Origin of the sequence: Actinoplanes awajinensis subsp. mycoplanecinus (assembly GCF_001509495.1) — a bacterium.
Lineage (GTDB): Bacteria > Actinomycetota > Actinomycetes > Mycobacteriales > Micromonosporaceae > Actinoplanes > Actinoplanes palleronii.
Genome location: NZ_LLZH01000331.1, coordinates 162,734 through 182,948, shown reverse-complemented (window position 1 = coordinate 182,948; position 20,215 = coordinate 162,734). Strand labels below are relative to the sequence as shown.

25 protein-coding genes are annotated in these 20,215 nt (G+C 71.4%); 15 read left to right on the top strand and 10 right to left on the bottom strand.

All coding sequences use genetic code 11. The features are described from left to right. The first annotated feature begins 89 nt into the window (after window positions 1-89). The gene (locus tag ADL15_RS46325; protein WP_157442024.1) at window positions 90-608 is read left to right on the top strand and encodes a hypothetical protein; all 519 of its coding nucleotides are present in this window, start codon (window positions 90-92) and stop codon (window positions 606-608) included. 7 nt (window positions 609-615) lie between these two features. Here the strand turns inward: ADL15_RS46325 and ADL15_RS46320 are convergent, their stop codons facing one another. Then, window positions 616-1,032, bottom strand: coding sequence for a MarR family winged helix-turn-helix transcriptional regulator (locus tag ADL15_RS46320; RefSeq protein WP_067706278.1), 417 nt, complete (start codon window positions 1,030-1,032; stop codon window positions 616-618). 53 nt (window positions 1,033-1,085) lie between these two features. On the opposite strand from ADL15_RS46320, the gene ADL15_RS46315 reads away from it, so the two are divergent. The 5 genes from ADL15_RS46315 to ADL15_RS46295 all read left to right on the top strand — a co-directional run bounded on the left by ADL15_RS46315 (window position 1,086) and on the right by ADL15_RS46295 (window position 4,155). After that, window positions 1,086-1,829, top strand: a complete 744-nt coding sequence (locus ADL15_RS46315) for an alpha/beta fold hydrolase (protein WP_067706276.1) — start codon at window positions 1,086-1,088, stop codon at window positions 1,827-1,829. Window positions 1,830-1,895: 66 nt separating this feature from the next. Further along, on the top strand, window positions 1,896-2,291 hold the full coding sequence (locus ADL15_RS46310) for a YbaB/EbfC family nucleoid-associated protein (protein WP_067706274.1): 396 nt from the start codon (window positions 1,896-1,898) through the stop codon (window positions 2,289-2,291). Continuing rightward, a complete protein-coding gene (locus ADL15_RS46305; RefSeq protein WP_067706272.1) occupies window positions 2,288-2,608 on the top strand; it encodes a hypothetical protein in 321 nt (106 codons plus the stop codon). The genes ADL15_RS46310 and ADL15_RS46305 overlap by 4 nt, the downstream gene beginning before the upstream one ends. Beyond that, window positions 2,605-3,612: a WXG100 family type VII secretion target gene (locus ADL15_RS46300; protein ID WP_067706270.1), complete on the top strand. Its 1,008-nt coding sequence runs from the start codon at window positions 2,605-2,607 to the stop codon at window positions 3,610-3,612. The genes ADL15_RS46305 and ADL15_RS46300 overlap by 4 nt, the downstream gene beginning before the upstream one ends. A gap of 18 nt (window positions 3,613-3,630) precedes the next feature. Continuing rightward, window positions 3,631-4,155: a hypothetical protein gene (locus tag ADL15_RS46295; protein WP_067706267.1), complete on the top strand. Its 525-nt coding sequence runs from the start codon at window positions 3,631-3,633 to the stop codon at window positions 4,153-4,155. A gap of 10 nt (window positions 4,156-4,165) precedes the next feature. Here ADL15_RS46295 and ADL15_RS46290 read toward each other — a convergent pair whose 3' ends face one another. Next, complete coding sequence (locus ADL15_RS46290; protein WP_083972567.1) at window positions 4,166-4,711, bottom strand: CGNR zinc finger domain-containing protein; 546 nt, start codon at window positions 4,709-4,711, stop codon at window positions 4,166-4,168. A 78-nt stretch (window positions 4,712-4,789) separates the two neighbouring features. On the opposite strand from ADL15_RS46290, the gene ADL15_RS46285 reads away from it, so the two are divergent. After that, window positions 4,790-5,755: an EamA family transporter gene (locus tag ADL15_RS46285; RefSeq protein WP_067706265.1), complete on the top strand. Its 966-nt coding sequence runs from the start codon at window positions 4,790-4,792 to the stop codon at window positions 5,753-5,755. Here the strand turns inward: ADL15_RS46285 and ADL15_RS46280 are convergent, their stop codons facing one another. Next, window positions 5,756-6,331, bottom strand: coding sequence for an ADP-ribosyltransferase (locus tag ADL15_RS46280; RefSeq protein WP_067706263.1), 576 nt, complete (start codon window positions 6,329-6,331; stop codon window positions 5,756-5,758). A 135-nt stretch (window positions 6,332-6,466) separates the two neighbouring features. Next, window positions 6,467-7,942, bottom strand: a complete 1,476-nt coding sequence (locus tag ADL15_RS46275) for a sensor histidine kinase (RefSeq protein WP_067706261.1) — start codon at window positions 7,940-7,942, stop codon at window positions 6,467-6,469. 113 nt (window positions 7,943-8,055) lie between these two features. On the opposite strand from ADL15_RS46275, the gene ADL15_RS46270 reads away from it, so the two are divergent. Together ADL15_RS46270 and ADL15_RS46265 are read left to right on the top strand one after the other, a co-directional pair. After that, window positions 8,056-8,478, top strand: coding sequence for a hypothetical protein (locus ADL15_RS46270; RefSeq protein WP_067706259.1), 423 nt, complete (start codon window positions 8,056-8,058; stop codon window positions 8,476-8,478). Between the two features lie 225 nt (window positions 8,479-8,703). After that, window positions 8,704-9,687, top strand: a complete 984-nt coding sequence (locus ADL15_RS46265) for an Acg family FMN-binding oxidoreductase (protein WP_067706257.1) — start codon at window positions 8,704-8,706, stop codon at window positions 9,685-9,687. Between the two features lie 92 nt (window positions 9,688-9,779). Here ADL15_RS46265 and ADL15_RS46260 read toward each other — a convergent pair whose 3' ends face one another. The 3 genes from ADL15_RS46260 to ADL15_RS46250 all read right to left on the bottom strand — a co-directional run bounded on the left by ADL15_RS46260 (window position 9,780) and on the right by ADL15_RS46250 (window position 12,725). Continuing rightward, a complete protein-coding gene (locus ADL15_RS46260; protein WP_067706255.1) occupies window positions 9,780-10,265 on the bottom strand; it encodes a nitroreductase/quinone reductase family protein in 486 nt (161 codons plus the stop codon). A gap of 25 nt (window positions 10,266-10,290) precedes the next feature. After that, window positions 10,291-11,124, bottom strand: a complete 834-nt coding sequence (locus ADL15_RS46255) for a slipin family protein (RefSeq protein ID WP_067706253.1) — start codon at window positions 11,122-11,124, stop codon at window positions 10,291-10,293. 146 nt (window positions 11,125-11,270) lie between these two features. Continuing rightward, complete coding sequence (locus ADL15_RS46250; protein WP_067706251.1) at window positions 11,271-12,725, bottom strand: wax ester/triacylglycerol synthase family O-acyltransferase; 1,455 nt, start codon at window positions 12,723-12,725, stop codon at window positions 11,271-11,273. A gap of 135 nt (window positions 12,726-12,860) precedes the next feature. On the opposite strand from ADL15_RS46250, the gene ADL15_RS46245 reads away from it, so the two are divergent. Further along, window positions 12,861-13,739, top strand: a complete 879-nt coding sequence (locus tag ADL15_RS46245) for an alpha/beta fold hydrolase (protein WP_067706249.1) — start codon at window positions 12,861-12,863, stop codon at window positions 13,737-13,739. A 13-nt stretch (window positions 13,740-13,752) separates the two neighbouring features. Here ADL15_RS46245 and ADL15_RS46240 read toward each other — a convergent pair whose 3' ends face one another. Together ADL15_RS46240 and ADL15_RS46235 are read right to left on the bottom strand one after the other, a co-directional pair. Continuing rightward, the gene (locus tag ADL15_RS46240) at window positions 13,753-14,835 is read right to left on the bottom strand and encodes a methyl-accepting chemotaxis protein (RefSeq protein ID WP_067706247.1); all 1,083 of its coding nucleotides are present in this window, start codon (window positions 14,833-14,835) and stop codon (window positions 13,753-13,755) included. Window positions 14,836-15,011: 176 nt separating this feature from the next. Beyond that, window positions 15,012-15,731, bottom strand: coding sequence for a YceI family protein (locus tag ADL15_RS46235; protein WP_083972564.1), 720 nt, complete (start codon window positions 15,729-15,731; stop codon window positions 15,012-15,014). Between the two features lie 11 nt (window positions 15,732-15,742). Here ADL15_RS46235 and ADL15_RS46230 point away from each other — a divergent pair, with 11 nt between their 5' ends. Genes ADL15_RS46230 through ADL15_RS46215 form a run of 4 tightly spaced genes read left to right on the top strand, consistent with a single transcriptional unit; the run spans window position 15,743 to window position 19,130 of the window. Then, window positions 15,743-16,627 carry a hypothetical protein gene (locus tag ADL15_RS46230; protein ID WP_067706243.1) on the top strand — a complete coding sequence of 295 codons (885 nt, stop codon included), beginning with the start codon at window positions 15,743-15,745 and terminating at the stop codon, window positions 16,625-16,627. A 33-nt stretch (window positions 16,628-16,660) separates the two neighbouring features. After that, the gene (locus ADL15_RS46225) at window positions 16,661-17,497 is read left to right on the top strand and encodes a universal stress protein (protein WP_067706241.1); all 837 of its coding nucleotides are present in this window, start codon (window positions 16,661-16,663) and stop codon (window positions 17,495-17,497) included. Then, window positions 17,491-18,177 carry an SRPBCC family protein gene (locus ADL15_RS46220; protein WP_232344964.1) on the top strand — a complete coding sequence of 229 codons (687 nt, stop codon included), beginning with the start codon at window positions 17,491-17,493 and terminating at the stop codon, window positions 18,175-18,177. Before ADL15_RS46225 ends, ADL15_RS46220 begins: the two co-directional genes overlap by 7 nt. After that, window positions 18,174-19,130 carry an Acg family FMN-binding oxidoreductase gene (locus ADL15_RS46215; protein ID WP_067706239.1) on the top strand — a complete coding sequence of 319 codons (957 nt, stop codon included), beginning with the start codon at window positions 18,174-18,176 and terminating at the stop codon, window positions 19,128-19,130. Before ADL15_RS46220 ends, ADL15_RS46215 begins: the two co-directional genes overlap by 4 nt. Window positions 19,131-19,135: 5 nt before the next feature. On the opposite strand, the gene ADL15_RS46210 is transcribed toward ADL15_RS46215, so the two are convergent. Continuing rightward, window positions 19,136-19,678 carry a carbonic anhydrase gene (locus ADL15_RS46210; protein WP_067706237.1) on the bottom strand — a complete coding sequence of 181 codons (543 nt, stop codon included), beginning with the start codon at window positions 19,676-19,678 and terminating at the stop codon, window positions 19,136-19,138. 64 nt (window positions 19,679-19,742) lie between these two features. Here ADL15_RS46210 and ADL15_RS46205 point away from each other — a divergent pair, with 64 nt between their 5' ends. Beyond that, window positions 19,743-20,213 carry a MarR family winged helix-turn-helix transcriptional regulator gene (locus ADL15_RS46205; RefSeq protein ID WP_198171300.1) on the top strand — a complete coding sequence of 157 codons (471 nt, stop codon included), beginning with the start codon at window positions 19,743-19,745 and terminating at the stop codon, window positions 20,211-20,213. Window positions 20,214-20,215 lie beyond the last annotated feature (2 nt).

Below are 20,215 nucleotides of genomic sequence, written 5' to 3'. Positions count from 1 at the left end.
TGGCGGCGGTCACGTTGAATGGGCGCTTCACGGTCATCGCCTGGGTCTCGCTCAGGTGCTCGGCGACCACGGGGGAGAGGTGACCGGCGATGGGCAGGCGGACTCAAGCGGGGAAGGTGGCCAAGGCTCATCAGCGTCGCGTCGACAAGTGGAGCTGGAGCATTACCGCGATCCTCGTGGTGCTCGTGGTGCTGCCGGGGTATGCCCTGATGTTCACCGAATTCGAGCGCTTCGGTGCCCGCTCCGGCGACGTGTTCAACTCCGGCGCCGCAACGGTGCGCAGCTGTTCGCACCGCGTTCTCGGCGCACCCTACCGATGCGATGTGTCCGTGAGCTGGCGCCAGCCGGGAGAATCGCCGGTCAGTGTCTCCGTCCGCTCGCTGCGTCCGCTCGCCGGCACGGCGGAGGTGGTGCATCGCGAGTGCGGCCGGCCTTCCACGCCGGGCATGAGATGTCCGGTGTACACCGCCGATTACCCCGACCCGCCCGGCCTGCTGTACCTGGTGCTGGCCCTCCTGGTCTTCGGCCTGTTCTTCGTCGTCATGTATGCGGCGAACCGTCTCGCGCACCGGATCGTCGGCCCGCTGAAACCGGCGGTCACCAGCTGAGTGCCGGTCAGTGCCGGTCGCTCACCAGGCGGGCCAGCAGGTCGCCGAGTGTCTGCAGTTCCTCGGCGTCGAGCGGGGCGAACGACTCGATCAGCACGCCTTCGAGGATCTCGCCGGCCTCGACCCGCAGCGCCTCACCCTTGGCGGTCAGCCGGTGCCGGATGGCGCGCCCCGGGCCGGGCCGGCGCTCGATCAGCTCCCGGTCGATCATCCGGGTGGCCAGGGTGCCGAACGACTGATCCGTCTGGAACGTGAGCTGCGCCAGGTCGTGCAGCGACGCCTCCGGGTTCTCGTGCAGGTGGCGCAGCGCGTCCCACTGGACCAGCGAGATGCCCAGCGGGGCGAGGCGCTCGTTGGCGGTGCGGTGGTGGCGATGCTGCAGGCGTTTGACGGACAGGCCGATCTCACGGACGTCTCTGGGCACGTCACGACATTACCAGGTTGCTTATATCAACATACTGATCTAAGGTTCCTTACATGACGACGATCGAGATCTCCGGTGTTCTGCTGTCCTTCACCGAGCGCGGCGCGGGCCGCCCGGTCCTGCTGCTGCACGGCGGTGGCGGCCCGCTGACCGTGGCCGGCTTCGCCGACCTGCTCGCCGCCGAGCGCCCGGCCCGCGTGATCACCCCGGTCCACCCGGGGTTCGGCGGCACCCCGCGGCCGGACGGTCTTGCCACGATCGGCGGCCTCGCGGCGCTCTACGTCGCGCTGCTCGACGAGCTGGGCCTCGACGACGTGACAGTGGTCGGCAACTCGATCGGTGGCTGGATCGCCGCCGAGATGGCCCTGCTCGGCTCCGGCCGGGTCCGGGACATCGTGCTCGTCGACGCGGTCGGCATCGAGGTGCCCGAGCACCCGGTGGTGGACTTCTTCGGGCTGAGCTTCCCGGAGATCGCCCAGCTCAGCTACTTCGCGCCGGAGAAGTTCCGGATCGACCCGGCCGCCATGACGCCGGAGCAGCAGGCGGTGCTGGCCGGCAACCGCGCGGCGCTGGGCACCTACGCGGCCGCGATGACCGACCCCACCCTGCGCGACCGCCTGGCCGCCGTCACCACGCCGACCCGGGTGATCTGGGGCGACCACGACCGCATCGTCACCCCGGAGTACGGCCGCGCGCTGGCCGCCGCGATCCCCGGCGCCGAGTTCGTCCTGATGACCGAGACCGGTCACCTGCCCCAGTTGGAGTCCCCGAAGCGCCTGCTCGCACTGCTCGACTGATCACCGGGGTGAGCGGCCCGAGCGCCGGTCGCGTTGAATGGACCCTTCATGGGGAGGGGTGCCGCGATGGTGTTCGGACGTGATGGGGACCTGGCCGATCCAGAACGGTGGATCCGGGAGCAGGAGGAGCGCACCGCGCGGCTGACGGCCGAGTCGAGCCGCGCGCAGGCGGAGCTGGCCGCGACGCAGGTCGACGCGAGCAGCCGGGACCAGAGCGTGTCGGTGACGGTCAACCCGTCCGGCGTGCTGCTGGCGGTGCGGTTCACGCCGCGGTCGGAGGGGCTGACCCCGGTGCAGCTGTCGGCGCGGGTGATGGAGGCGTACCGGCTGGCGTGCGCCGAGGCGTCCCGGCAGATGCTGCAGATCATGTCCGGGCTGGTCGGCGAGGACTCGTCGGCGATGGCGTTCCTGAAGAGCACGATGCCACCGGTCGAGGACGAACCGGAAGGTGGTTCGCGATGACCGGGTTCTCCGTTTCGCACGAGCAGCTGGCTGAGCACGCCGCGCAGGTCCAGAGCGTTGCCGCAGCGGTCGCCGAGTGCCGGGCCGCCGGCGATGCGGTCGGGTTCGGTGGTACCGAGGCCTACGGGTTGTTCCTGCAGGGTCTTCTCCCGCCGGTGTTGGAGTTCGCCCTCGGTGACACCTGCGGGCTGCTCGGCAAGGCGGATGAGCTGGCACAGGCCATCTCCACCGGTGTCCAGGCCAACAACGAGTCTTATCTCCGCAACGAAGCGGAGCTTGCCGATCTGCTGCGCTCCATCGCCAAAGAGGGTTGGTGACCGGCGTGTCGGATCTTCCGCTGATTGCGGCGCCGGTGAGCGTGTGGGACAAGTCCCAGAAGTGGTCCGGCGCCGGCGTGTTCGACAGCGGCAACAGCGCGTGGGACGACCTGGTCGATGACGGTGACTTCAGCGCGCTGACCGTCGGGGTCGACGTCCTCTCGGTCGGCCTCGATCTGTTGTCGATCGCGCTCAATCCGTTCGGCGAGCTGGTCAAGGCCGGTGTCGGTTGGGTGCTGGAGCACGTGGCCTTCCTCCGGGAGCCGCTGGAGTTGCTGACCGGCGATCACCGGGCGATCCAGGCTGTCGCGCAGACGTGGGACAACGTCGGTAAGCGCCTGGTGAGTACTGCGGACAAATATGAGCAGGCGATGTCCACGGTTGCCGGTTGGACCGGCGACGCGGCGCAGAGTTACCGCGCCGCGGCCTCGGAATACATTCAGGGCTTGCGAGCGCTGGCCGGGCACGCCGACAACACCTCGCAGGGCGTTGCGATCGCCGGTGTCGTGGTCGCCACCGAACGGGCGATCGTCTTTGACATGATCTCGTCGTTCGTCAGCCGGGTGATCACCGAGGCGTTGATCGCCGCGGCCTCCTCGGTGGTCACCCTGGGCGGCTCGGTCGCTGCGTTCCTGACCAGTGTCTCGGTCGACGCGACTCTGCTGGCCACCCGGCTGGCCAAGCGGCTCGCCAAGCTCCTCACCGTCATCAAGCGGTTCGCGAAGAAGTTCGACGAGCTGGGTGCGGCCAGCAAGAAGGTGTCCAAGGCGCTGGAGGGCAAGTCCCAGTCGATCCACAACTGGGCCGACAAGCTGCAGCGGTCGAACTTGCGCACGAAACGGGACCTGCTGCCAGAAGGCAGCGGAGCCTTGCGGTACACCCGCTACGTCGACCGGGCCGCCACCGGTATCGGCGGCACCATCGCCGACAACCGGGGGATCTTCACCGGCAAGGAGGGTGCCAAGGCCACCAAGGACAATGCTGATGAGCTGGCCGATGGATAGACGACGAGGACGCGACTGATGGGTAGGAAGACTCGGGCGAGCAAGGCGGCCGGGAAACAGCAAAACCGGGCTTTCCGGTGGAATTTCGGGCTTTTCCTGGCTTTCCTACTGCTCATAGCCCTGCCGGTCATCGGTGTGCTGTGGTCCGTTTCGGAGCGGTTCGGCACCATGGCCGGCCCGGGGGTGCTGACCGCCGGCACGGCCACGGTGAGCCACTGTGACAAGCACGTCCTCGGCGCGCCCTACACCTGTGAGGCGACGGTGAGCTGGCACCCGGACCAGGTGTTCGGCGAACCTGCCGCCCGGGTCACCATCAGGTCGGTGCGGTTCCTGGCCGGCGAGGTGGAGGTTCAGGAACGGAAGTGCGGCCGGCCCAACCGGGTGAGTAGCCATACCTGCGCTGTGTTCGCCGCCGACTATCCGACGCTTCCCGGGGTGCTGTACGCACCGCCGATCGTCGTCTTCATCGGTCTGGTCCTCGGCGGCTGGCTCGTAGCGAACCGGATCGCCCGCCGCATCGCCGCGCCCGCCCCGCCCGCCTGACCCGGATCGGTCAGGCGCGGCGGGCGCGGAAGGCGACCATGTTCATCCGGTTGCCGCAGCGGACCGTGCAGAACCGTTTCGAGCCGTTGCGGGACAGATCCACGAACAGCCCGGTGCAGTCGTCGGCCGCGCAGACCCGCAGCCGGTCCATCTCGTTCATCCGGATCACGTCGATCAGGGCGAGGGCGGCCTCCACCCGGATCCGCTCGGCCAGCGGCGCGGTCGGCTCGGTCGCGTGCATGTGCCAGTCCGAGCCGTCGTGCCTCGTCAGGTACGGCAGCGCCCGCGCCTCCCGCAGCATCCGGTTGACCACCGCCACCGCGTCGTCGCGGCCGAGCGTCCACACCTCCCGGATCTGTGCGCGGGCCAGCGCCACCTCGCGCCGCTCGGCCTCGTCGTGGTCGATGCGTCCCGAGTACGGCGCGTCCGCCAGGAGTTCGCCCAGCTGAGCGACGGTGGCGATCTCGTCGGTGCCGGAGCGGGAGGCGCCCGCGTCGGTGTTGGCGAGCACCACCGCGAACGCCAGAGCCTCCTCGGTGTCAGGGGCAAAATGCAATTTGACTCCTCACTGAGCCGAGCCTAGCGTCAGGGGTCTAGATGAGTTAGCCCATGACATCTTAGTAGGGGAGGCGCCGTGAAGCTCACTCCGCAAACCACCGGGCTCGCGGTCGCGGTGCTCTCGGCCGCGTCGTTCGGCACGTCCGGCGCGTTCATCAAGCCGCTGCTCGAGGCGGGCTGGTCGCCGGCCGCCGCGGTCACCGCGCGGACCCTCACGGCGGGCTTCCTGCTGCTGCCGTTCGTGCTGTTCTCGCTGCGCGGCGAGTGGCACGCGCTGTGGCGGGCGCGCTGGCGGGTGGTCGGCATGGGTGTGGTGGCTGTCGCGTTCACCCAGGTCGCCTACTTCGCGGCGATCAGCCGGGTGCCGGTCTCGACCGCCCTGCTGGTGGAGTACCTGGCACCGCTGCTGCTGGTGCTCTGGGCCTGGGTGAGCACCCGGCGGCTGCCGCGCCCGGCCGTACTCCTGGGGTCGCTCCTGGCGATCGGCGGTCTGATCCTGGTGATCGGTCCGGGCGCGCTGCAGGCCGTCGACCCGGTCGGGCTGGCCCTGGCCTTCGCGGCTGCGGTCGGTTGCGCGGTCTACTTCGTGGTCGCTGCCCGGCCCGCCGACGGGTTGCCGCCGGTCGCGCTGGCCGGTGCCGGGCTCACGCTCGGCGGTGTGATGCTCGGGCTCGCCGGGTTGGCCGGGGTGGTGCCGATGCGGGCCACGTTCGGCGACGTGGCGCTGTTCGGGTCGATGGCGCCGTGGTGGGTGCCGCTCGCGGTGGTCGCGGTTTTCGGGACTGCCATCGCGTACGCAACGGGGATTTTCGGGTCGAGCCGTCTCGGGTCGCGCTTGGCGTCGTTCGTCGGACTGCTCGAGGTGGTGTTCGCCTCGATCCTGGCCTGGCTGGTGGTGGGGGAGGCGCTGTCCCCGCTGCAGATGGCCGGTGGCGCGCTGATCCTGGCCGGCATCGCCGCGATCCCGGCCGAGCCGGTGCCCGCCGCCGTCCCGGACGCGCCGGCCGAGTCGCCGGCCCGTCCGGAACTGATCACCGGCTGATCAGTGCCAAGGGTGGTAGTGAGGATTGCTGGTGCAGTCGCTCATCACCTCGGTCTTGGTGGCCTTGTCGACCGGGCAGACGCCGATCACGTACTCCCGCCGGATGCCGCCGGGGAAGGCGACCTCGAGCTGGTCGGCCCACTTGTGGGTGTCGCCGATCGTCTTGTTGACGTCGACCCCGCCCGGAGCGTCGATGTAGTAGTTGAACCCGGACTTGTACCAGGTTTTGTACAGATCGTGGTCGTAGCTGGTGGAGACGTACGGCGAGGGCTGGTTGACCAGGACGTACTTGGCGATGTCGTACTGGCCGCCGGCCACGTCCTTGGCGGTGAAACCCTGCGCGAAGACGATCTCCGGGCCTCGGCTGTCGCTGCGGTAGAGCGTGCCGCAGCCCTTGCGCCACACCGGTTTCGGGGTGATCCGGTCGAGGTGCACGCCGCGGTCGGTCGCCGCCTGGACCTTGTCGGTGACCAGGGGGCACGACGGCGCCGCGGCGGCGGCCGGCACGGACGGGACGACGGTGGTCAAGCAGAGCGCGACGGCGGCGCGCCGCCACCGGGCACGGAAGTTGATCATTGATCGTACGATGCCGGAGCGCGGCCGACACGCGACGGATCGTCACCCGATCGTCGGCGTGTCCACGTTCCGGTCCGGGGCTGGTCCTCAGGGGTGCCTCCCGTTCCCGGAGACACCCCTGAGGACCAGCCGGGATCAGCTCTCGGGGACGGCCGGCATGGTGAACCAGATCGAGGAGCCCTGCGCGACGTCGAGATCGAGCCAGATCCGCCCGCCGTGGTACTCGACGATCTTCTTGACGATCGCCAGGCCGATGCCGGTGCCCTCGTACGCGTCGCGCGGGTGCAGCCGCTGGAAGATCACGAACACCTTGTCGGCGAACTCCCGCTCGATGCCGATCCCGTTGTCCCGTACGTTGATCTTCCAGAAGTCGCCGTCGCGTTCCGCGCTCACCGTGATCACCGGGGGCACGTCCGGGCGGCGGAACTTCAGCGAGTTGCCGATCAGGTTGGCGAACAGCGTGGTGAGCAGTGGCTCCTCGCCCTCGACCACCGGCAGGTCGGCCAGGGTGATCGTGCCGTCCACCTCCGCGGTGCGGGCCTCCAGCTGTGAGGTCACCTCGGGCAGCACCGTCGCGAGGTCGACCTGCTTGAACCCGGCGGTGATCCGGCCGATCCGGGAGAACGCCAGCAGGTCGTTCATCTGCCCGGCGTAGCGGCGCTGCAGCAGCTGGCAGAAGCTGGCCACCTTGCGCAGCGGCTCCTGCAGGTCGTGCGAGGCGACGTAGGCGAACTGCTCCAGGTCCCGGTTGGACCGGGTCAGCTCCTCGGCCTTCGCCTGGAGCTCCTCGTTGATCGCCACCACCTCGGCCCGGGCCTCGCGGACCTCGGTCAGCTCGGCAGCGATCTGCCGGCGCATGCCGTCCACGTCGGTCGCCAGGCGGCGCAGCTCGGGGGAGCCGGTGCTGGTGATCGGCCGTTCGAAGTCGCCGCCGGCGACCTGACGGACCTGCGCGGCCAGTTCGGTGACCGGCCGGTTGACCAGCCGGTCGAGCAGCACCAGCAGCGCCGTGCCGACCAGCAGGATGATGACCGCCGCGGTGATCACCAGGGTGACCAGCACCGAGGAGGACTGCTGAGCCGCGTCGACGGCCTTGTTGCGCAGCGCAAGGATGCTGCCCTGCAGCTGGTTGACCGCGGTCCGCAGCGCGTCGAACTGGGCGGTGCCGGTGGTGCCGGCCGGATCGCCGGCCCTGGTGGCGGCGATGGCCGGCTCGGCCACGTTCTGCCGCCAGTCGGCGGCCCGCTGCCGGACCAGCGCCAGGTCGGCCCGGATCGCCGCGGTGCCGGCGGCGTCGTTCAGCGTCTCGATCTGGGCGAGCAGGTCGCGCTCGGTGGTCAGACCCTTCTGGTACGGCTGCAGGTTCTGGTCCGACCGGCTGAGCGCGTAACCGCGTATCCCGGTCTCCTGGTCCAGATAGGCCGAGTACAGCTCCTGCCCGGCGATCCGCATCGGCCCGGTCTTGTTCAGGATCACGTCGAGGTTGTCGTTGCTGTCGACCGCGGTCACCGCGGCCGTCGTGCCGATCCCGCCGAGCAGGATCCCGGCGATCACGAACAGCACCGCGACCCGGCGCCGCAGCGTCCAGGAGCTCAGGGATACGCGGCTCAACGGGACTCCTCAGACAGCGGCGGTGGGGGCACCGCAGTATGCCGCACCGACCGGCCGGATCGCCGCTGGACCGTGGGGTGTCACAGACCGGGCCGCTGTTTCGTCCTTGCGGCATGACATCGCGAACGTGGCTGCGAGCCGGGATCATCCTCTTGATCGCGCTCGACGGGCTGGTCGGCATCTGGCAGTACTTCTTCCCGCGCTCCTTCTACGAGGACTTCCCGACGGTGCGGCTCGACCCGCCGTACAACGAGCACCTGGTGTCCGACGTCGGCGGCCTCAACATCGCCCTGGTCGGTGTCCTGATCATCGCGGCGGTGTACCTCGAGCAGCGGCTGGTGACCGCGGCACTGACCGGTTTCGCCCTTTACTCGCTGACGCACTTCGCCTTCCACGTCCGGCACTTCGACCACTTCTCGCTGCGCGACGCCGTGGGCGTCGGCACCGGCCTCGGCTTCGAGCTGGTCCTGACCGTCGCCCTGCTGGTCCTCAACCTGCGGATGGGCCGGCGGGTGGCCCCGGTGGCCGCCCGGTGACCCGGCTCCGGCGAGCCCGGTCGGCTGACTGGGCTCGCCGGGGACGGTGGTCGTGACGTTTCGGGCGTTGCGGATCGCCGCGAGCCGCACTCAACCACAGCACATTTCGGGACGTTCGGCCCTGTTCGAGCCGTCGACAGTGACGGAGTGTCAATCCAGCAGTACTTTCCGCATTGTTTGTGAGCCTTTCGGCGGCACGCAGCGTTTTGCCAGCAAAGAGGAGCCATGTCTCAGCTACGCACGCACGTCACCGACCACCTGATGCGGGCGGCCACCTTCGCCTGTCAGGCGCCGTCGCTGCACAACAGTCAGCCCTGGCGCTGGCGGGTCGACTCGGACAACCTCGACCTGCGGCTCGAAACCGGCCGGGTGCTCGGCACCACCGACCCGGATGCCCGTCTTGCCGTCCTGAGCTGCGGCGCGGCCCTGCACCACGCGCGGATCGACCTCGCCGCGGCCGGGTGGCGAACCGGCGTCCGCCGCATGCCGGATTCGATGGACGCCGACGTGCTCGCCAGCCTGTGGATCAGAGGTCGTTCACCGATCGACTCGTCCGACGCCAGGCTCTGCCAGGCCGTGGCGCACCGTCGCACCGACCGGCGCAGCACACCGGGTGCACCCCTTGACCACGACAAGCTCCGGACCATTCAAGCCGCCGTACGTCGCGAGGGTGCCGACCTCAGGCTGCTGCGTCCGGGTCAGGTCTTCGCTCTGGCGCAAGCCTCCGACCGGGCGCGCGGCGTCGAGGCCGACGATCCCGAGTGGCAGGTCGAACTCGCCGGCTGGATCGGTGATGCCCCGACGCCCGGCACGGGGGTGCCCCGGGCGGCCCTTCCGGCCGGTTCGCTGGTCGACCGTGCGCCGGGCCGGGCGTTCCGGCAGCCCGGATCCACTCTCATCGAGGAGTCGCACCACCATGCCGCGGTCTTTGCGATCCTCCACGGTGCCGGCGACGAGCGTCTGAACTGGTTGATCGCCGGCGAGGCGCTGTCCGCCGGCTGGCTGACCGCCACCGGATTGGGGGTCTCGGTCCTGCCGCTGAGCATCTTTGTCGAGGTGGCCGGCAGCCGCGACATGATCCGGCGGTTGCTGGGCGGGTACGAACTGCCGTATCTGGTGCTCCGGTTCGCCGCTGCGGAGCCCGGCGGAGACGACGAGCCGCGCACGCCGCGGCTGGCACCGGAGAGGACCATTCGGGTCGCCGGTTAGCGCATCCGCCCGTGGGTGTCCCGTAGTCGAAGCGGTGCTCGGCGACCCGTTGCAGGGCGATGACGGCGGCCGCCGCGGGTCAGCGGCGAGGACTAGATGGTGGGGCGAGGGCCGGCGCCCGGGTCGACGGCGAGCCACATCATCGGGATCCGGCGCTCGGTGCGACGCAGATATCGGGCGTAGTCCGGAGCCGTGTCGAGGACGCGGGGCCAGAACGCGACGGTCTCCTCGGGGGTCAGCGGTGCGGCCCGGACCGCGAGGGTGCGGCCGGCCACCTCGACGCTCGCGTGCGGTTCGGCCATCAGGTTGAGGAACCAGGCCGGAGCGACGTCCAGGCCGCTGTTCGCGGCGACGACGACCAGGTCGTCGCCGTCCGGGAAGAACTGCAACGGCACCGTACGGGGCCGGCCGGACCGCCGGCCCCGGGTGGTCAGCACGAGTACCCGCCGGTGCCAGAGGTTGCCGATCCGGCCCCGGGTGCGGCGCAACAGCCACGCGGCCAGACCGGCCGACCTGGTGTCCACCTCGTGCTCGAGGCGGGTCAGGAACGCTTCCCGGCGGGTGCTCGGGGTGGGCATGGTCGTCTCCGATCGGCGGTCCGGGTCACGGGACGGCGTTCATCCGGCTGGGCGGAGTGGTGCCGTTGACCGGCGGGCTGCCGGCCGTGGCGGCCGCGGACTCGTGGGTCAGGAAGTTGCCGAGCTCGCCGATGGTGCTCATCAGCGGTGCCGGGAACACCACCGTGGTGTTCTTGTCGACCCCGATCTCGACCAGGGACTGCAGGTTGCGCAGCTGCAGCGCGAGGGGGTGGGCCATCATCGTGTCGGAGGCCTCGCCGAGCGCCGCGGCCGCGAGCGACTCGCCCTCGGCGTTGATGATCTTGGCGCGCTTCTCCCTCTCGGCCTCGGCCTGCTTGGCCATGGCCCGTTTCATCGCATCGGGCAGCTGGATGTCCTTGAGCTCGACCAGGGTGACCTCGACGCCCCAGTCGACCGTGGTGACGTCGAGGATCGTCCGGATGTCGACGTTGATCCGGTCTGTCTCGGCGAGCGTCTCGTCGAGGGTGTGCCGGCCGACGACCAGCCGCAGCGTGGTCTGGGCGATCTGGTTGATGGCGGCGTTGACGTTCTCGATGGCCACCACCGACTTGATCGCGTCGACGACGCGGAAGTAGGCGACGGCGGAGACGTCGACGCTGACGTTGTCGCGGGTGATGATGCCCTGCGACTGGATCGGCATGGTGACGACCCGCATCGACACCCGATGCATGACGTCGACGATCGGGATGATCAGTCGCAGCCCCGGCTCCCGGGCGCCGATGACGCGGCCGAGCCGGAACAGCACGCCGCGCTCGTACTGCTTGACGATGCGCACCGACAGGATGAGCAGCAGCAGTACGGCGGCGGCGACTATGAGGACGACAGTCCAAGTGTTCATCGCAGACTCCTTCGGCACTCCCCGTGGTCGCGGGCGTGCGCTCGCGTCCGGAGCGTGCGCCTTCACCGTCCCGCCGGTCACGGACGCGCGGAAGGGCCGACCGACCCGGTGCGCCGGGCGATCGTCACGACCGCCCGGCGCGGCCCTCAGGCGGACCGGGCCGACCCGGGGACCGGTGCCGGCCGGACCGGCCGGGCGGCCCGGAGGGAACGTCGCGCCGCCGGTCCCCGGGCCATGGCCAGCTCCCGGATCTCGGTCGCCACCGTCGCGGCGAAGTCGCCGGCCTCCGGCACCGTGGCGAAGTCGCTGGTGACGCCGATGGCAGCCTGATCGCGATAGGTCAGCGCGGCGACGCCGACCCGCATGTGCTCGGCGATCGGGACGTACGGCAGGATCTCGCGGATCGGGCGGCCCAGCAGGTAGAGCGGCACCGGCGGGCCGGGCACGTTGGTGGTCACGGTGGCCAGCCCGCGTTGCGGCATCCGGAACGCGGCGCGGATCAGGAACGAGACCATTGCGTACGGTTCCTGGTCGGCCAGGGTGAGCAGTTCGGCGCCGGCCTCGACCTCGTGCCGTTCGCGCAGCCCGGCGATGCGGTCGTGGACGGCGCGCAGCCGGCCGGGGGCGTCACCGATCTCCACCGGCAGATCCAGCAGCATCGAGGACAACCGGTTGTCGAAGACGTGCCGGGCATCGGTGGTGCGCACGTTCACCGGTACCAGGGTCCGGATGGCGCCGGGCACCGGTTGCTCGGCGCGGAACAGCAGCAGATGACGGAACGCGCCGGCCACGGCCGCGAGGTACACGTCGTTGATCGTGACCCGGTGGGCCCGTGCCGCCGCGGCGATCTCGGCCATCGGCACCCGGGCCAGGGCGTAGCGCCGGGCCCGGCCGAGCGGGCCGGACAGCGAGGTGGGCGGGGCGGGCAGCAGCGCCTCGGTGAGCGCGGTGGCGCCGCGGACCAGGTCGGTGAGGCGGCGGACGGCCCCGGCCGGGTCGGCGGCGGCGCGCAGCAGGGCGCGCGCCTGGTCGAACGGGAGCGCGGCGAGCCGGCCGAGCGCGTCCAGGGTGAGCGCGGTGCCACCGGTGGGCTCGGGCTGCCAGTCGTCGGGTTCGCCCGGCCGGGGTTCCGGACCCGGATCGCAGATCAGCCGGTACAACTCGTTGCCGGTGACGCCGTCCAGCATGCTGTGGTGCACCTTGGAGAGCAGGGCCCAGCGGCCCTCCGGCAGGCCCTCGATCACCCAGTCCTCCCACATCGGGCGTTCCCGGTCGAGGCGCTGGGACATGATCCGGCCGATCAGGTGCTGCAGCGCGTCGTCGTCGCCGGGCGCGGGCAGCGCCGTGCGGCGCAGGTGGAAGTCGAGGTCGAAGCCGGGATCGTCGTCCCACACCGGCCGGCCGAGGTTGAACGGCACCCGGCGGACCTTCTGCCGGTAGCGCGGGACCAGGGCGAGCCGGCCGCGCAACGCCTCGGCGAAAGCCGCCTGATCGGGGGCGGGGCCGTCGATGACGGCGACGGAGGCGATGGCCAGGGAAGCGTGCGGATCCTCGTCCTCCAGGTCGAGAAAGGACGCGTCCAGCGGGCTGAGGTACTCCATCGGACCCTCCTCGGTCGGTACCGGTCACCTGCCGTCACCGTCCCGCCGGGCCGGGTCGTCCCGCCAGTGCCGACCGGCCCGAGGAGGTGACGTCCGGCCCGTGCCGGTGCCGGTGATCCGCACCAGGCTGGAGGTATGGCTGCGGGTATCGCGCGGCACGGCCGCATCACGATTGCGTACGAGGTGGAAGGCCCGGACGACGGCGTCCCCCTTCTGCTGATCATGGGACTGGGGCTGTCGATGTCGTTCTGGCCGGACGGCCTGCGCCGGCTGCTGGTGGAGCGGGGCTTCCGGGTGGCCCGGTACGACAATCGCGACGTCGGCGCCTCGACCCACCTGACCGAGCTGGGGATGCCCTCCCCGCTGGTCCTGCTCACCCGGCGCTGGGACGGTTACACGCTGGCGGACATGGCCGACGACGCGGTGGCCGTGCTGGACGACCTGGGCTGGCCGAGCGCCCACGTGGCCGGGGTGTCGCTGGGCGGCATGATCGCGCAGACCCTGGCCTGCCGGCATCCGGCGCGGGTGCGCACGCTGACCTCGATCTCGTCCACCCCGGCGTCGCACATCGGGCGGCCCCATCCGCGTGCGCTGACCGCGCTGGCGACGCTGCCGGTCCGCGACCGGGACTCGGCGGCCCGTCAGGTGGTCCACGTGTTCCGGGTGATCGGCTCGACCGGCTACCCGCGCGACGAGGACTGGATCCGGGAGGCCGCGCGCCGCGGCTACGACCGCGGCTACGATCCGCACGGTGTCCGGCGGCAACTCGCGGCGATCATCTGCGCCGAGGACCGGCGTCCGCAGTTGCGCGAGCTCCGGGTGCCCACGCTGGTGGTGCACGGCGCCGACGACATCCTGGTCGGCCCGTCGGGCGGCCGGGCCACCGCGCAGGCCGTTCCCGGCGCCGAGCTGGTCGTGTTCCCCGGCATGGGCCACGACCTGCCCGCCCTGGTGCAACCCGCCATCGCCGAGGAGATCGCCGCGCTGGCCCGGCGGTGGGTGCCGGCGGGCTGAGTGATCCGCGAGATCACTTGCGGGCGGCGGCGTTCAGGAAGGTGCCGAGATCGTCGGTGACCGCGTGCACCTTGTTGGCCGCCTCGGTCAGGTTCCGGGTGATCTCGCCGTTGGTGGCGGTCTGCTCCTCCACGGCGGCGGCGACCGAGTTCTGGTTGTCCCGGACCGCGTCCACGATCCCGGCGATCTTGGTGATCTCCTCGCCGGCCAGGCTGCTCAGCGCCTGCACGTTCGCGATCAGCTCACCGATCCGCCGGGTGGCGGTCTGGGTGGCGCTGGACAGGTCCTTCACCTCGCCGGCGACCACCGCGAACCCCTTGCCGGCCGAGCCCGCCCGGGCCGCTTCGATCGTCGCGTTCAGGGCCAGCAGGTTCGTCTGCCGGGCGATCTGCGAGATGGTGCTGACCACCTCGTCGATCCGGCCGGACGCCTCGGTGAGACGTTCCATCGTGCTGGTCGCCGAGTCGATCGCGGCCACCGCGTCGACGACGACCTCCGCGGCCTCGCCCTCGCTGCGGGCGATCTCGGTCACCGACGCGGTCAGCTGTTCCATGGCGCTCGCGACCGAGTGCAACGAGGCGCTGGCGTCCCCGGTCTTGGTCAGGGTGTCGCCGAGCTGGTCGGTCAGCGCGCGGGAGGTCTCCTGGGCTGCCGTCCGGGCGGTGACGTCCTCCCAGGCCACCACGTAGCCGATCACCGCGCCCCGGTCGTCCTTGACCTGGTTGATGTGCGTGTCGAGGGTGATGGTGCCGAACGTGAAGGCGGCGTCGCGGGGCTGGAAGGCCGGGTCCTTCAGGATGCGGTCGATCCGGCCCGGGTCCTTGTGGAACCGGTGGATGCTGCCGTTGAGGATGTCGGCGATCCGCACCCCGAAGACCCTTTCGATCTCCGGCCCGACCTGCCGCAGCGTCTGCAACGCCTTCGGGTTGGCGTAGACGATGGTCAGCGCGAGGTCCGCGACGAAGATGTTCCCCTGTGCCGAGTCGAGGATGTGGCGCGCGCCGATGCCGGCGAGGCTTTCCGCGGCGGCCGGGTCCGTCGCCGCGCGTGCGTTCTTGCGGCCGTTGTCCGAGGTCCGGGACAGCAGAGTGATCATTCGGCAACCCTCGATCTCTGGTGGGAACATGAGGTTCTGCGCACCGATGTCGGGCCGCCTGACAGGCCCGCGGCTCCTCGCCCGAATAGCAGCTTTTGTAAATTTCATCCGGAAATAGCCACTCGGCCTAGGGCCTAAAGTCCCGTGCCGGTCGTGTTCATCGGCTGCGGTGGGGATCAGCGGTGCCGCATCTCCAGGAGCCACTCGGCGGTGCCTTCGGCGTCGAGCGAGCCGAGCGGGCCGTAGTTGCGGGGCGCCCGGATGCCCCAGTCGGTGAACACGACCGGGATGGCGCCGGCGAGTTCCAGCCGGTCGGCGCTCCGGCGCGCGGAGACCTGGGCCACCACCGGACGGGTGACGCCGTGCAGAGAGAGCCGCCCCGCGACCGGCGCGGTGACGGTGGTGCCGGTGCCGAGACCGGTGGCGGCCACCGGACCGGTCAGGTCGAAGGTGGCGACCGGCGCGTCGGTCACCCCGGCGCTGGTCGCGAACTGCGGCTGGGTCTTGCCGTTCACCAGCAGGGTGCGCAGATCCATGCTGAAGTGCGCGACGGTGAGGGTGTCCCGGACGAACGTGGCCGTACCGGTGATCTCGCCGGTCCGGCCGGCGATGCCGCTGCGCGCGCCCAGCACGGTCTGGACCACCCGGAATCCGCCGGTGGAGCCGCCGGCGACGGTCCAGGTGCCGTCCAGGGCCGTGGCGTCGGGGGCCGCGCCGCCCGGCGGGAGGGCCAGCGGCGGCGTCCCCGGCCCGGGGCGTGCGGCGAACAGGGCGAGGCCGCTGAGCAGGACGAGCACGGCCAGCGTGATCAGGATGATGCGGGGCCACCTGCGCCGCCGTCGCGGGGAGGTGTCGTCACGTCCGGGTGTCGAGGTACTTGAGATATCGTGTCTCATAGGAGGACGGTATGAACCAGGCGGACGAACGGGCAGGGCCGTTGGGCCCGTCTTCGCGGCGGCGCAGGATCAGCGACGGCGAGACCGCCCGGCGGATGCTGCAGGCGGCGATCACCCGGGTGAACAGCGCGGGTCTGACCGTCAGTCTCGACCACATCAGCTTCGAGGACGTCATCCGCGAGGCGGGGGTGTCGCGCAGCACGGCGTACCGGCGCTGGCCGTACAAGGATCTGTTCTTCGCGGACCTGTTGCGCGAGCTCGCTCGCGGCGCCGCGCCGGCCTCGACCACCGGCACCGCGGCGTTCGAGCGCGCCCTGGCCGACGGTCTGCTCGCGGCGGGCCCGGCCCTGGACCGCGCGGACCGGCGGCACGCGCTGCTCACCGAGGTGCTGCGGCGCAGCGCCGACGCCGACTTCGACGCGGTACGTGCCGCGACCGAGTGGCACACCTACCTGGCCCTGCAGGCGACGTTCCTGGGCCTGCCGGACGGTGCCCTGCGCGAGGAGATCCGTGCCGGTCTCGCCGCCGCCGACCGGGGCTTCGTGGAACGCATCGGGCGCTCCTGGGCCGCGGTCTGCGCGGTCTTCGGCTACCGTCCGCGCCCGGGGTCCGGCGCCGGGTTCGCGACGATCGCCTTGCAGGTGACCGCGTCTCTGCGTGGCTTCGTCACGATGGCCACGGTCGATCCCGAGGCGGTGACCGCCCGGCTCGTCGCGGACCCGTCGGGTACCGGCGCCGCCGAGTGGACGGCCGCCGGGCTGGCTGTGGCCGCGATCGCCTTCACGTTCCTGGAACCCGACCCGGAGTTCGTGTGGAGCGCCGACCGGCTCGCCACGCTCCTCGGCGAGCTCGGCGCGGAGCGGTCCGCCGCGGTTTTCCGGGACCTTCGGCTCTGACCCGGGCCCGGCCGCGGTGGGCATGGTGGTGGCATGTATCGGTCGATCGCGGTCGGGGCCGGCGGCACGGGCAGCTGGCAGGCGCTGTCCTGGTCCGTCGAGGAGGCGGAGCGTACCGGCTCACGGCTCGTCCTGGTGCACGTCTGCGAACCGGGCTCGCCGCTCGACCGGGGGGACACCGAACCGGCGCCGGCCGAGGTCGAATTGGTCGATCCCGGGCTGGCCCGCGCGCTGATCAGCGTCCGTGCCCGGCTCGGCGGCCGGCGTGCGGTGCTCAAGGTCTACAGCGGCGACCCCGCGACCCGGCTCGTCGACGCCTCGACCGGAGCGGGACTGCTGGTGATCGGTGCGGGCGGCGGCGACCGGACGGTTCGCCAGATCGTGCGGCACGCCCTCTGTCCGGTCGTGATCGTCCGGCCCGGCGCGGCCGGCACCACGGACCGGACCGACCGGGTGGTCGTCGGGGTGGACCGGAGCGTCGCCGGCCGGATGGCACTGGAGTTCGCGGCCGGCTTCGCCGACCAGCACCGCCTTCCGCTCACCGCCGTCCACGTCGTGGAGCCCGGCCGGGAGGGCCGGTCCCCGGAACGGATCGGGCCCGCGGACGGGCCGGAATTCCTCGCCGGTGTCCTGCAGCCGTGGACCGCGAAATACCCCGGACTGGCGATCACACCGGTGGTGCTGCCGGGTCCGGTCGCCGACGCGCTGATCCAGGCCGGGCACGGCGCGCCACTGCTCGTCGTCGGCGACAAACGCCGCGGCGCCGTCGGGCGGATCCGGACCGGCGATGTCCCGCTGACCGTGACCATGGACGCCCCGTGCCCGGTCGCGGTCGTTCCGATCGACCAGCGTGAGGAAGTGCCATGGTGAACGACGTTCCCGCCGGCATGCGGCGCGCGGTCCGCGGGACCGTGCTGTGGCGAGGACTCGGCGTCGCGGCCCTGCTGGTCGTGGCCGCTTGCTCGCCACCGGTGCGCCGCCGGTGCCTGACCTACGGTGCGACCGCCGAGGAGGCCGCCGCAGCGCTGCCCGGCGACGATCTGCTGCCGCGTCCGGACGTGGTGTCCACCCGGGCCGTCACCATCGGCGCCGCGGCGTCGGCGGTCTGGCCGTGGCTGGTGCAGATGGGCAGCGGGCGGGGCGGGGCGTACACCTACGACTGGATCGAGAACCTGTTCGGCCTGGACATGCACAGCGCCGACGAGATCCTGCCGCAGTTCCAGCGCCTCGCCGCGGGCGACGTGCTGCCGCTCGGGCCGGACGGGCCGGGCATGCGGGTGGAGATCTGCGATCCGGAGACCACGCTCGCCTTCCGATCCGACGACGGGCGCTGGGTGTGGACCTTCCATGTGCGTACGAATGAGCAGGGCACCCGACTGATCAGCCGCAACCGGATCGCGTCCGGAGCCGCCCCGTGGCTACGCCGCGTGATCCAGCGCGCGGTGATCGAGCCGGGCAGCCTGATCATGGAACGCCGGATGCTGCGCGGCATCCGGGACCGCGCCGAACGTGGCGCGGCGCCGGTCCCGGTCCCTGCGCGGTCGTCATGAACGACCGCGAGCTGCTCAGCGGCTGTGTCGAGGCGGCCACGCTGGCGCCGTCGCTGCACAACAGCCAGCCGTGGCGGTTCCGGATCGTCGGGGACAGCGTCGAGGTGCGCGCCGATCGGTCCCGCCAGCTGCAGGCGCTGGATCCGGACGGCCGGGAACTGATGATCAGCCTGGGTGCCGCGGTGTTCACCCTGCGCGTCGCACTGCGCGCGGCGGGCTGGATTTCCGGTACGTCCCTGCTGCCCGACCCCGGCGACCCGGACCTGGTGGCCCGGGTCAGCCCGCTACGGCCGCAGGAGCCGTCAGCGGACGCTCGCCGGCTGGCCGCCGCGATCAGCCGGCGGCACACCAACCGTGGCCCGTTCGCCGACGCCGTCGTGCCCGCCGACGCGATCGAGGAACTGCGTGCGGCCGCGTCGTTCGAGGATGCCGAGCTCATCGTGGCCACCCCGGCCAGCCGCCTGATCATCTGCGGGCTGGGCCGGATCGCCGAGGAGCGACTGCGTTCCGACGGCGGCTACCGCGCCGAACTCGGACGGTGGACCCGAGGGCCGCGCGGCCGGCGCGACGGCATTCCGGCCACCGCATTCGGGCCGTGGGATGCGATGGAACGGCTCCCGGTCCGTGACTTCGGCCTGGTGCACCCGCAACCGTCCGGCCGGAGGGAGCGGTTCGAGCCGTACCCGACGATCGCGGTGCTCACCACCGCCGGCGACCGGACCGCCGACTGGCTGCGGGCCGGCCAGGCGCTGCAACGGGTGCTGCTGGTGGCGACCCGGCTGGGCCTGTCGACCACGCCGATCAGTCAGCCGGTCGAGATCCCGTCGATCCGGGAGACCCTCTGCGACCCGGGGGCCGGCCGGTGGGCGCAGATGGTGCTGCGGCTGGGGTTCGCTCAATCGGCGTCAGCGACGCCGCGCCGGACGCTGGACGAGGTCCTGGCGCCGGGATAGCCGGGTCAGGGGTGCAACAGAGGCGGCGCGACGGATGCGACGACCGTGTCGACGAGCCCGGTCTCCAGCCGCAGCACGTGCCCGGAGACGGCGGCGACGAGATCGCTCGCCAGCAGTGGGCTACCGAGGATCTTCGCGACATCGTCGCGCACGGTCACGACCGGATCGGTCACGGCCTTCGCGGCCAGGCCGGCGTCGCCGAGCCCCGAGCGGTCGGCATAGGCCCGGCGGAAGTCCGGATCGGCGAGCAAGCCGGTACCGCACTGGGTGTGGTGGATCACCGCGATGTCCATCCGCACCCCGAAGCGCATGGCGAGGTACGCGATGTCGTCCATCACCCCGTCGTCGACCCGGCCACCCGCGTTCCGCAGCACGCCCGCGTCTCCCGTGGTCAAGCCGAGGAAACCGGCTGGCTCGACCCGCGGGTCGAGGCAGGTGAGCACCACCAGCAGCCGGTCCGGCAGGACCGCGGGCATGGCCAGCCTCCGGAGGTCGACCCGTGCCGCGAAATCCCGGTTCCGTTCCAGCAGCTCACTGATTCCGGCCATGCGATCCTCCTGTGGTGTATCTGCAACACTTGTGACGGGGCTACCCTACAGGTCGGAGGTGCATATGCAACAGGAGCCCGGGAGCGGGATGCGTGAGCAGGCGTTGTGGATGGCCGACCGGTGCCTGGGCCGGCGGATCGCGCGGTTGCACCGGCTGGTCTCCCGCCGTTTCGACGCGGAGCTGCGAGAGTCCGGACTGACGCTTCCGCAGTTCGAGGTCCTTTCCGAACTGGCGCTCTTCGACGCACCGGCTCGCCCGTCGGAGATCGCCGGCTGGCTCGGTCTCGAACGGTCGACGATCAGCCGGAACCTCGACGTCCTGACCCATCGCGGGTACGTGCGCGTCGCCGCGACGTCCTCGACCGGCCGGACGACCCGGGTGGTCGTCACCGAGGCCGGCTATCACGCGCTGGCCGAAGCCGGGCCGGCCTGGCAGCGGGCGCAGGCCTGGATCAGCGGCGCGGTCGACTCCGGCGCCGTCGACGCGCTCGATCGGTGGTTGACCGCGCTCGACCTCGACCAGCAGCGGGGCTGAGC

Coding starts and splice junctions, on each gene's coding strand:
- ADL15_RS46325 (WP_157442024.1), top strand. CDS start 90: ATGGGCAGGCGGACTCAAGCGGGGAAGGTGGCCAAGGCTCATCAGCGT.
- ADL15_RS46315 (WP_067706276.1), top strand. CDS start 1,086: ATGACGACGATCGAGATCTCCGGTGTTCTGCTGTCCTTCACCGAGCGC.
- ADL15_RS46310 (WP_067706274.1), top strand. CDS start 1,896: ATGGTGTTCGGACGTGATGGGGACCTGGCCGATCCAGAACGGTGGATC.
- ADL15_RS46305 (WP_067706272.1), top strand. CDS start 2,288: ATGACCGGGTTCTCCGTTTCGCACGAGCAGCTGGCTGAGCACGCCGCG.
- ADL15_RS46295 (WP_067706267.1), top strand. CDS start 3,631: ATGGGTAGGAAGACTCGGGCGAGCAAGGCGGCCGGGAAACAGCAAAAC.
- ADL15_RS46280 (WP_067706263.1), bottom strand. CDS start 6,331: ATGATCAACTTCCGTGCCCGGTGGCGGCGCGCCGCCGTCGCGCTCTGC.
- ADL15_RS46270 (WP_067706259.1), top strand. CDS start 8,056: ATGACATCGCGAACGTGGCTGCGAGCCGGGATCATCCTCTTGATCGCG.
- ADL15_RS46265 (WP_067706257.1), top strand. CDS start 8,704: ATGTCTCAGCTACGCACGCACGTCACCGACCACCTGATGCGGGCGGCC.
- ADL15_RS46260 (WP_067706255.1), bottom strand. CDS start 10,265: ATGCCCACCCCGAGCACCCGCCGGGAAGCGTTCCTGACCCGCCTCGAG.
- ADL15_RS46255 (WP_067706253.1), bottom strand. CDS start 11,124: ATGAACACTTGGACTGTCGTCCTCATAGTCGCCGCCGCCGTACTGCTG.
- ADL15_RS46250 (WP_067706251.1), bottom strand. CDS start 12,725: ATGGAGTACCTCAGCCCGCTGGACGCGTCCTTTCTCGACCTGGAGGAC.
- ADL15_RS46245 (WP_067706249.1), top strand. CDS start 12,861: ATGGCTGCGGGTATCGCGCGGCACGGCCGCATCACGATTGCGTACGAG.
- ADL15_RS46240 (WP_067706247.1), bottom strand. CDS start 14,835: ATGATCACTCTGCTGTCCCGGACCTCGGACAACGGCCGCAAGAACGCA.
- ADL15_RS46235 (WP_083972564.1), bottom strand. CDS start 15,731: ATGAGACACGATATCTCAAGTACCTCGACACCCGGACGTGACGACACC.
- ADL15_RS46230 (WP_067706243.1), top strand. CDS start 15,743: ATGAACCAGGCGGACGAACGGGCAGGGCCGTTGGGCCCGTCTTCGCGG.
- ADL15_RS46225 (WP_067706241.1), top strand. CDS start 16,661: ATGTATCGGTCGATCGCGGTCGGGGCCGGCGGCACGGGCAGCTGGCAG.
- ADL15_RS46220 (WP_232344964.1), top strand. CDS start 17,491: ATGGTGAACGACGTTCCCGCCGGCATGCGGCGCGCGGTCCGCGGGACC.
- ADL15_RS46215 (WP_067706239.1), top strand. CDS start 18,174: ATGAACGACCGCGAGCTGCTCAGCGGCTGTGTCGAGGCGGCCACGCTG.
- ADL15_RS46210 (WP_067706237.1), bottom strand. CDS start 19,678: ATGGCCGGAATCAGTGAGCTGCTGGAACGGAACCGGGATTTCGCGGCA.
- ADL15_RS46205 (WP_198171300.1), top strand. CDS start 19,743: ATGCAACAGGAGCCCGGGAGCGGGATGCGTGAGCAGGCGTTGTGGATG.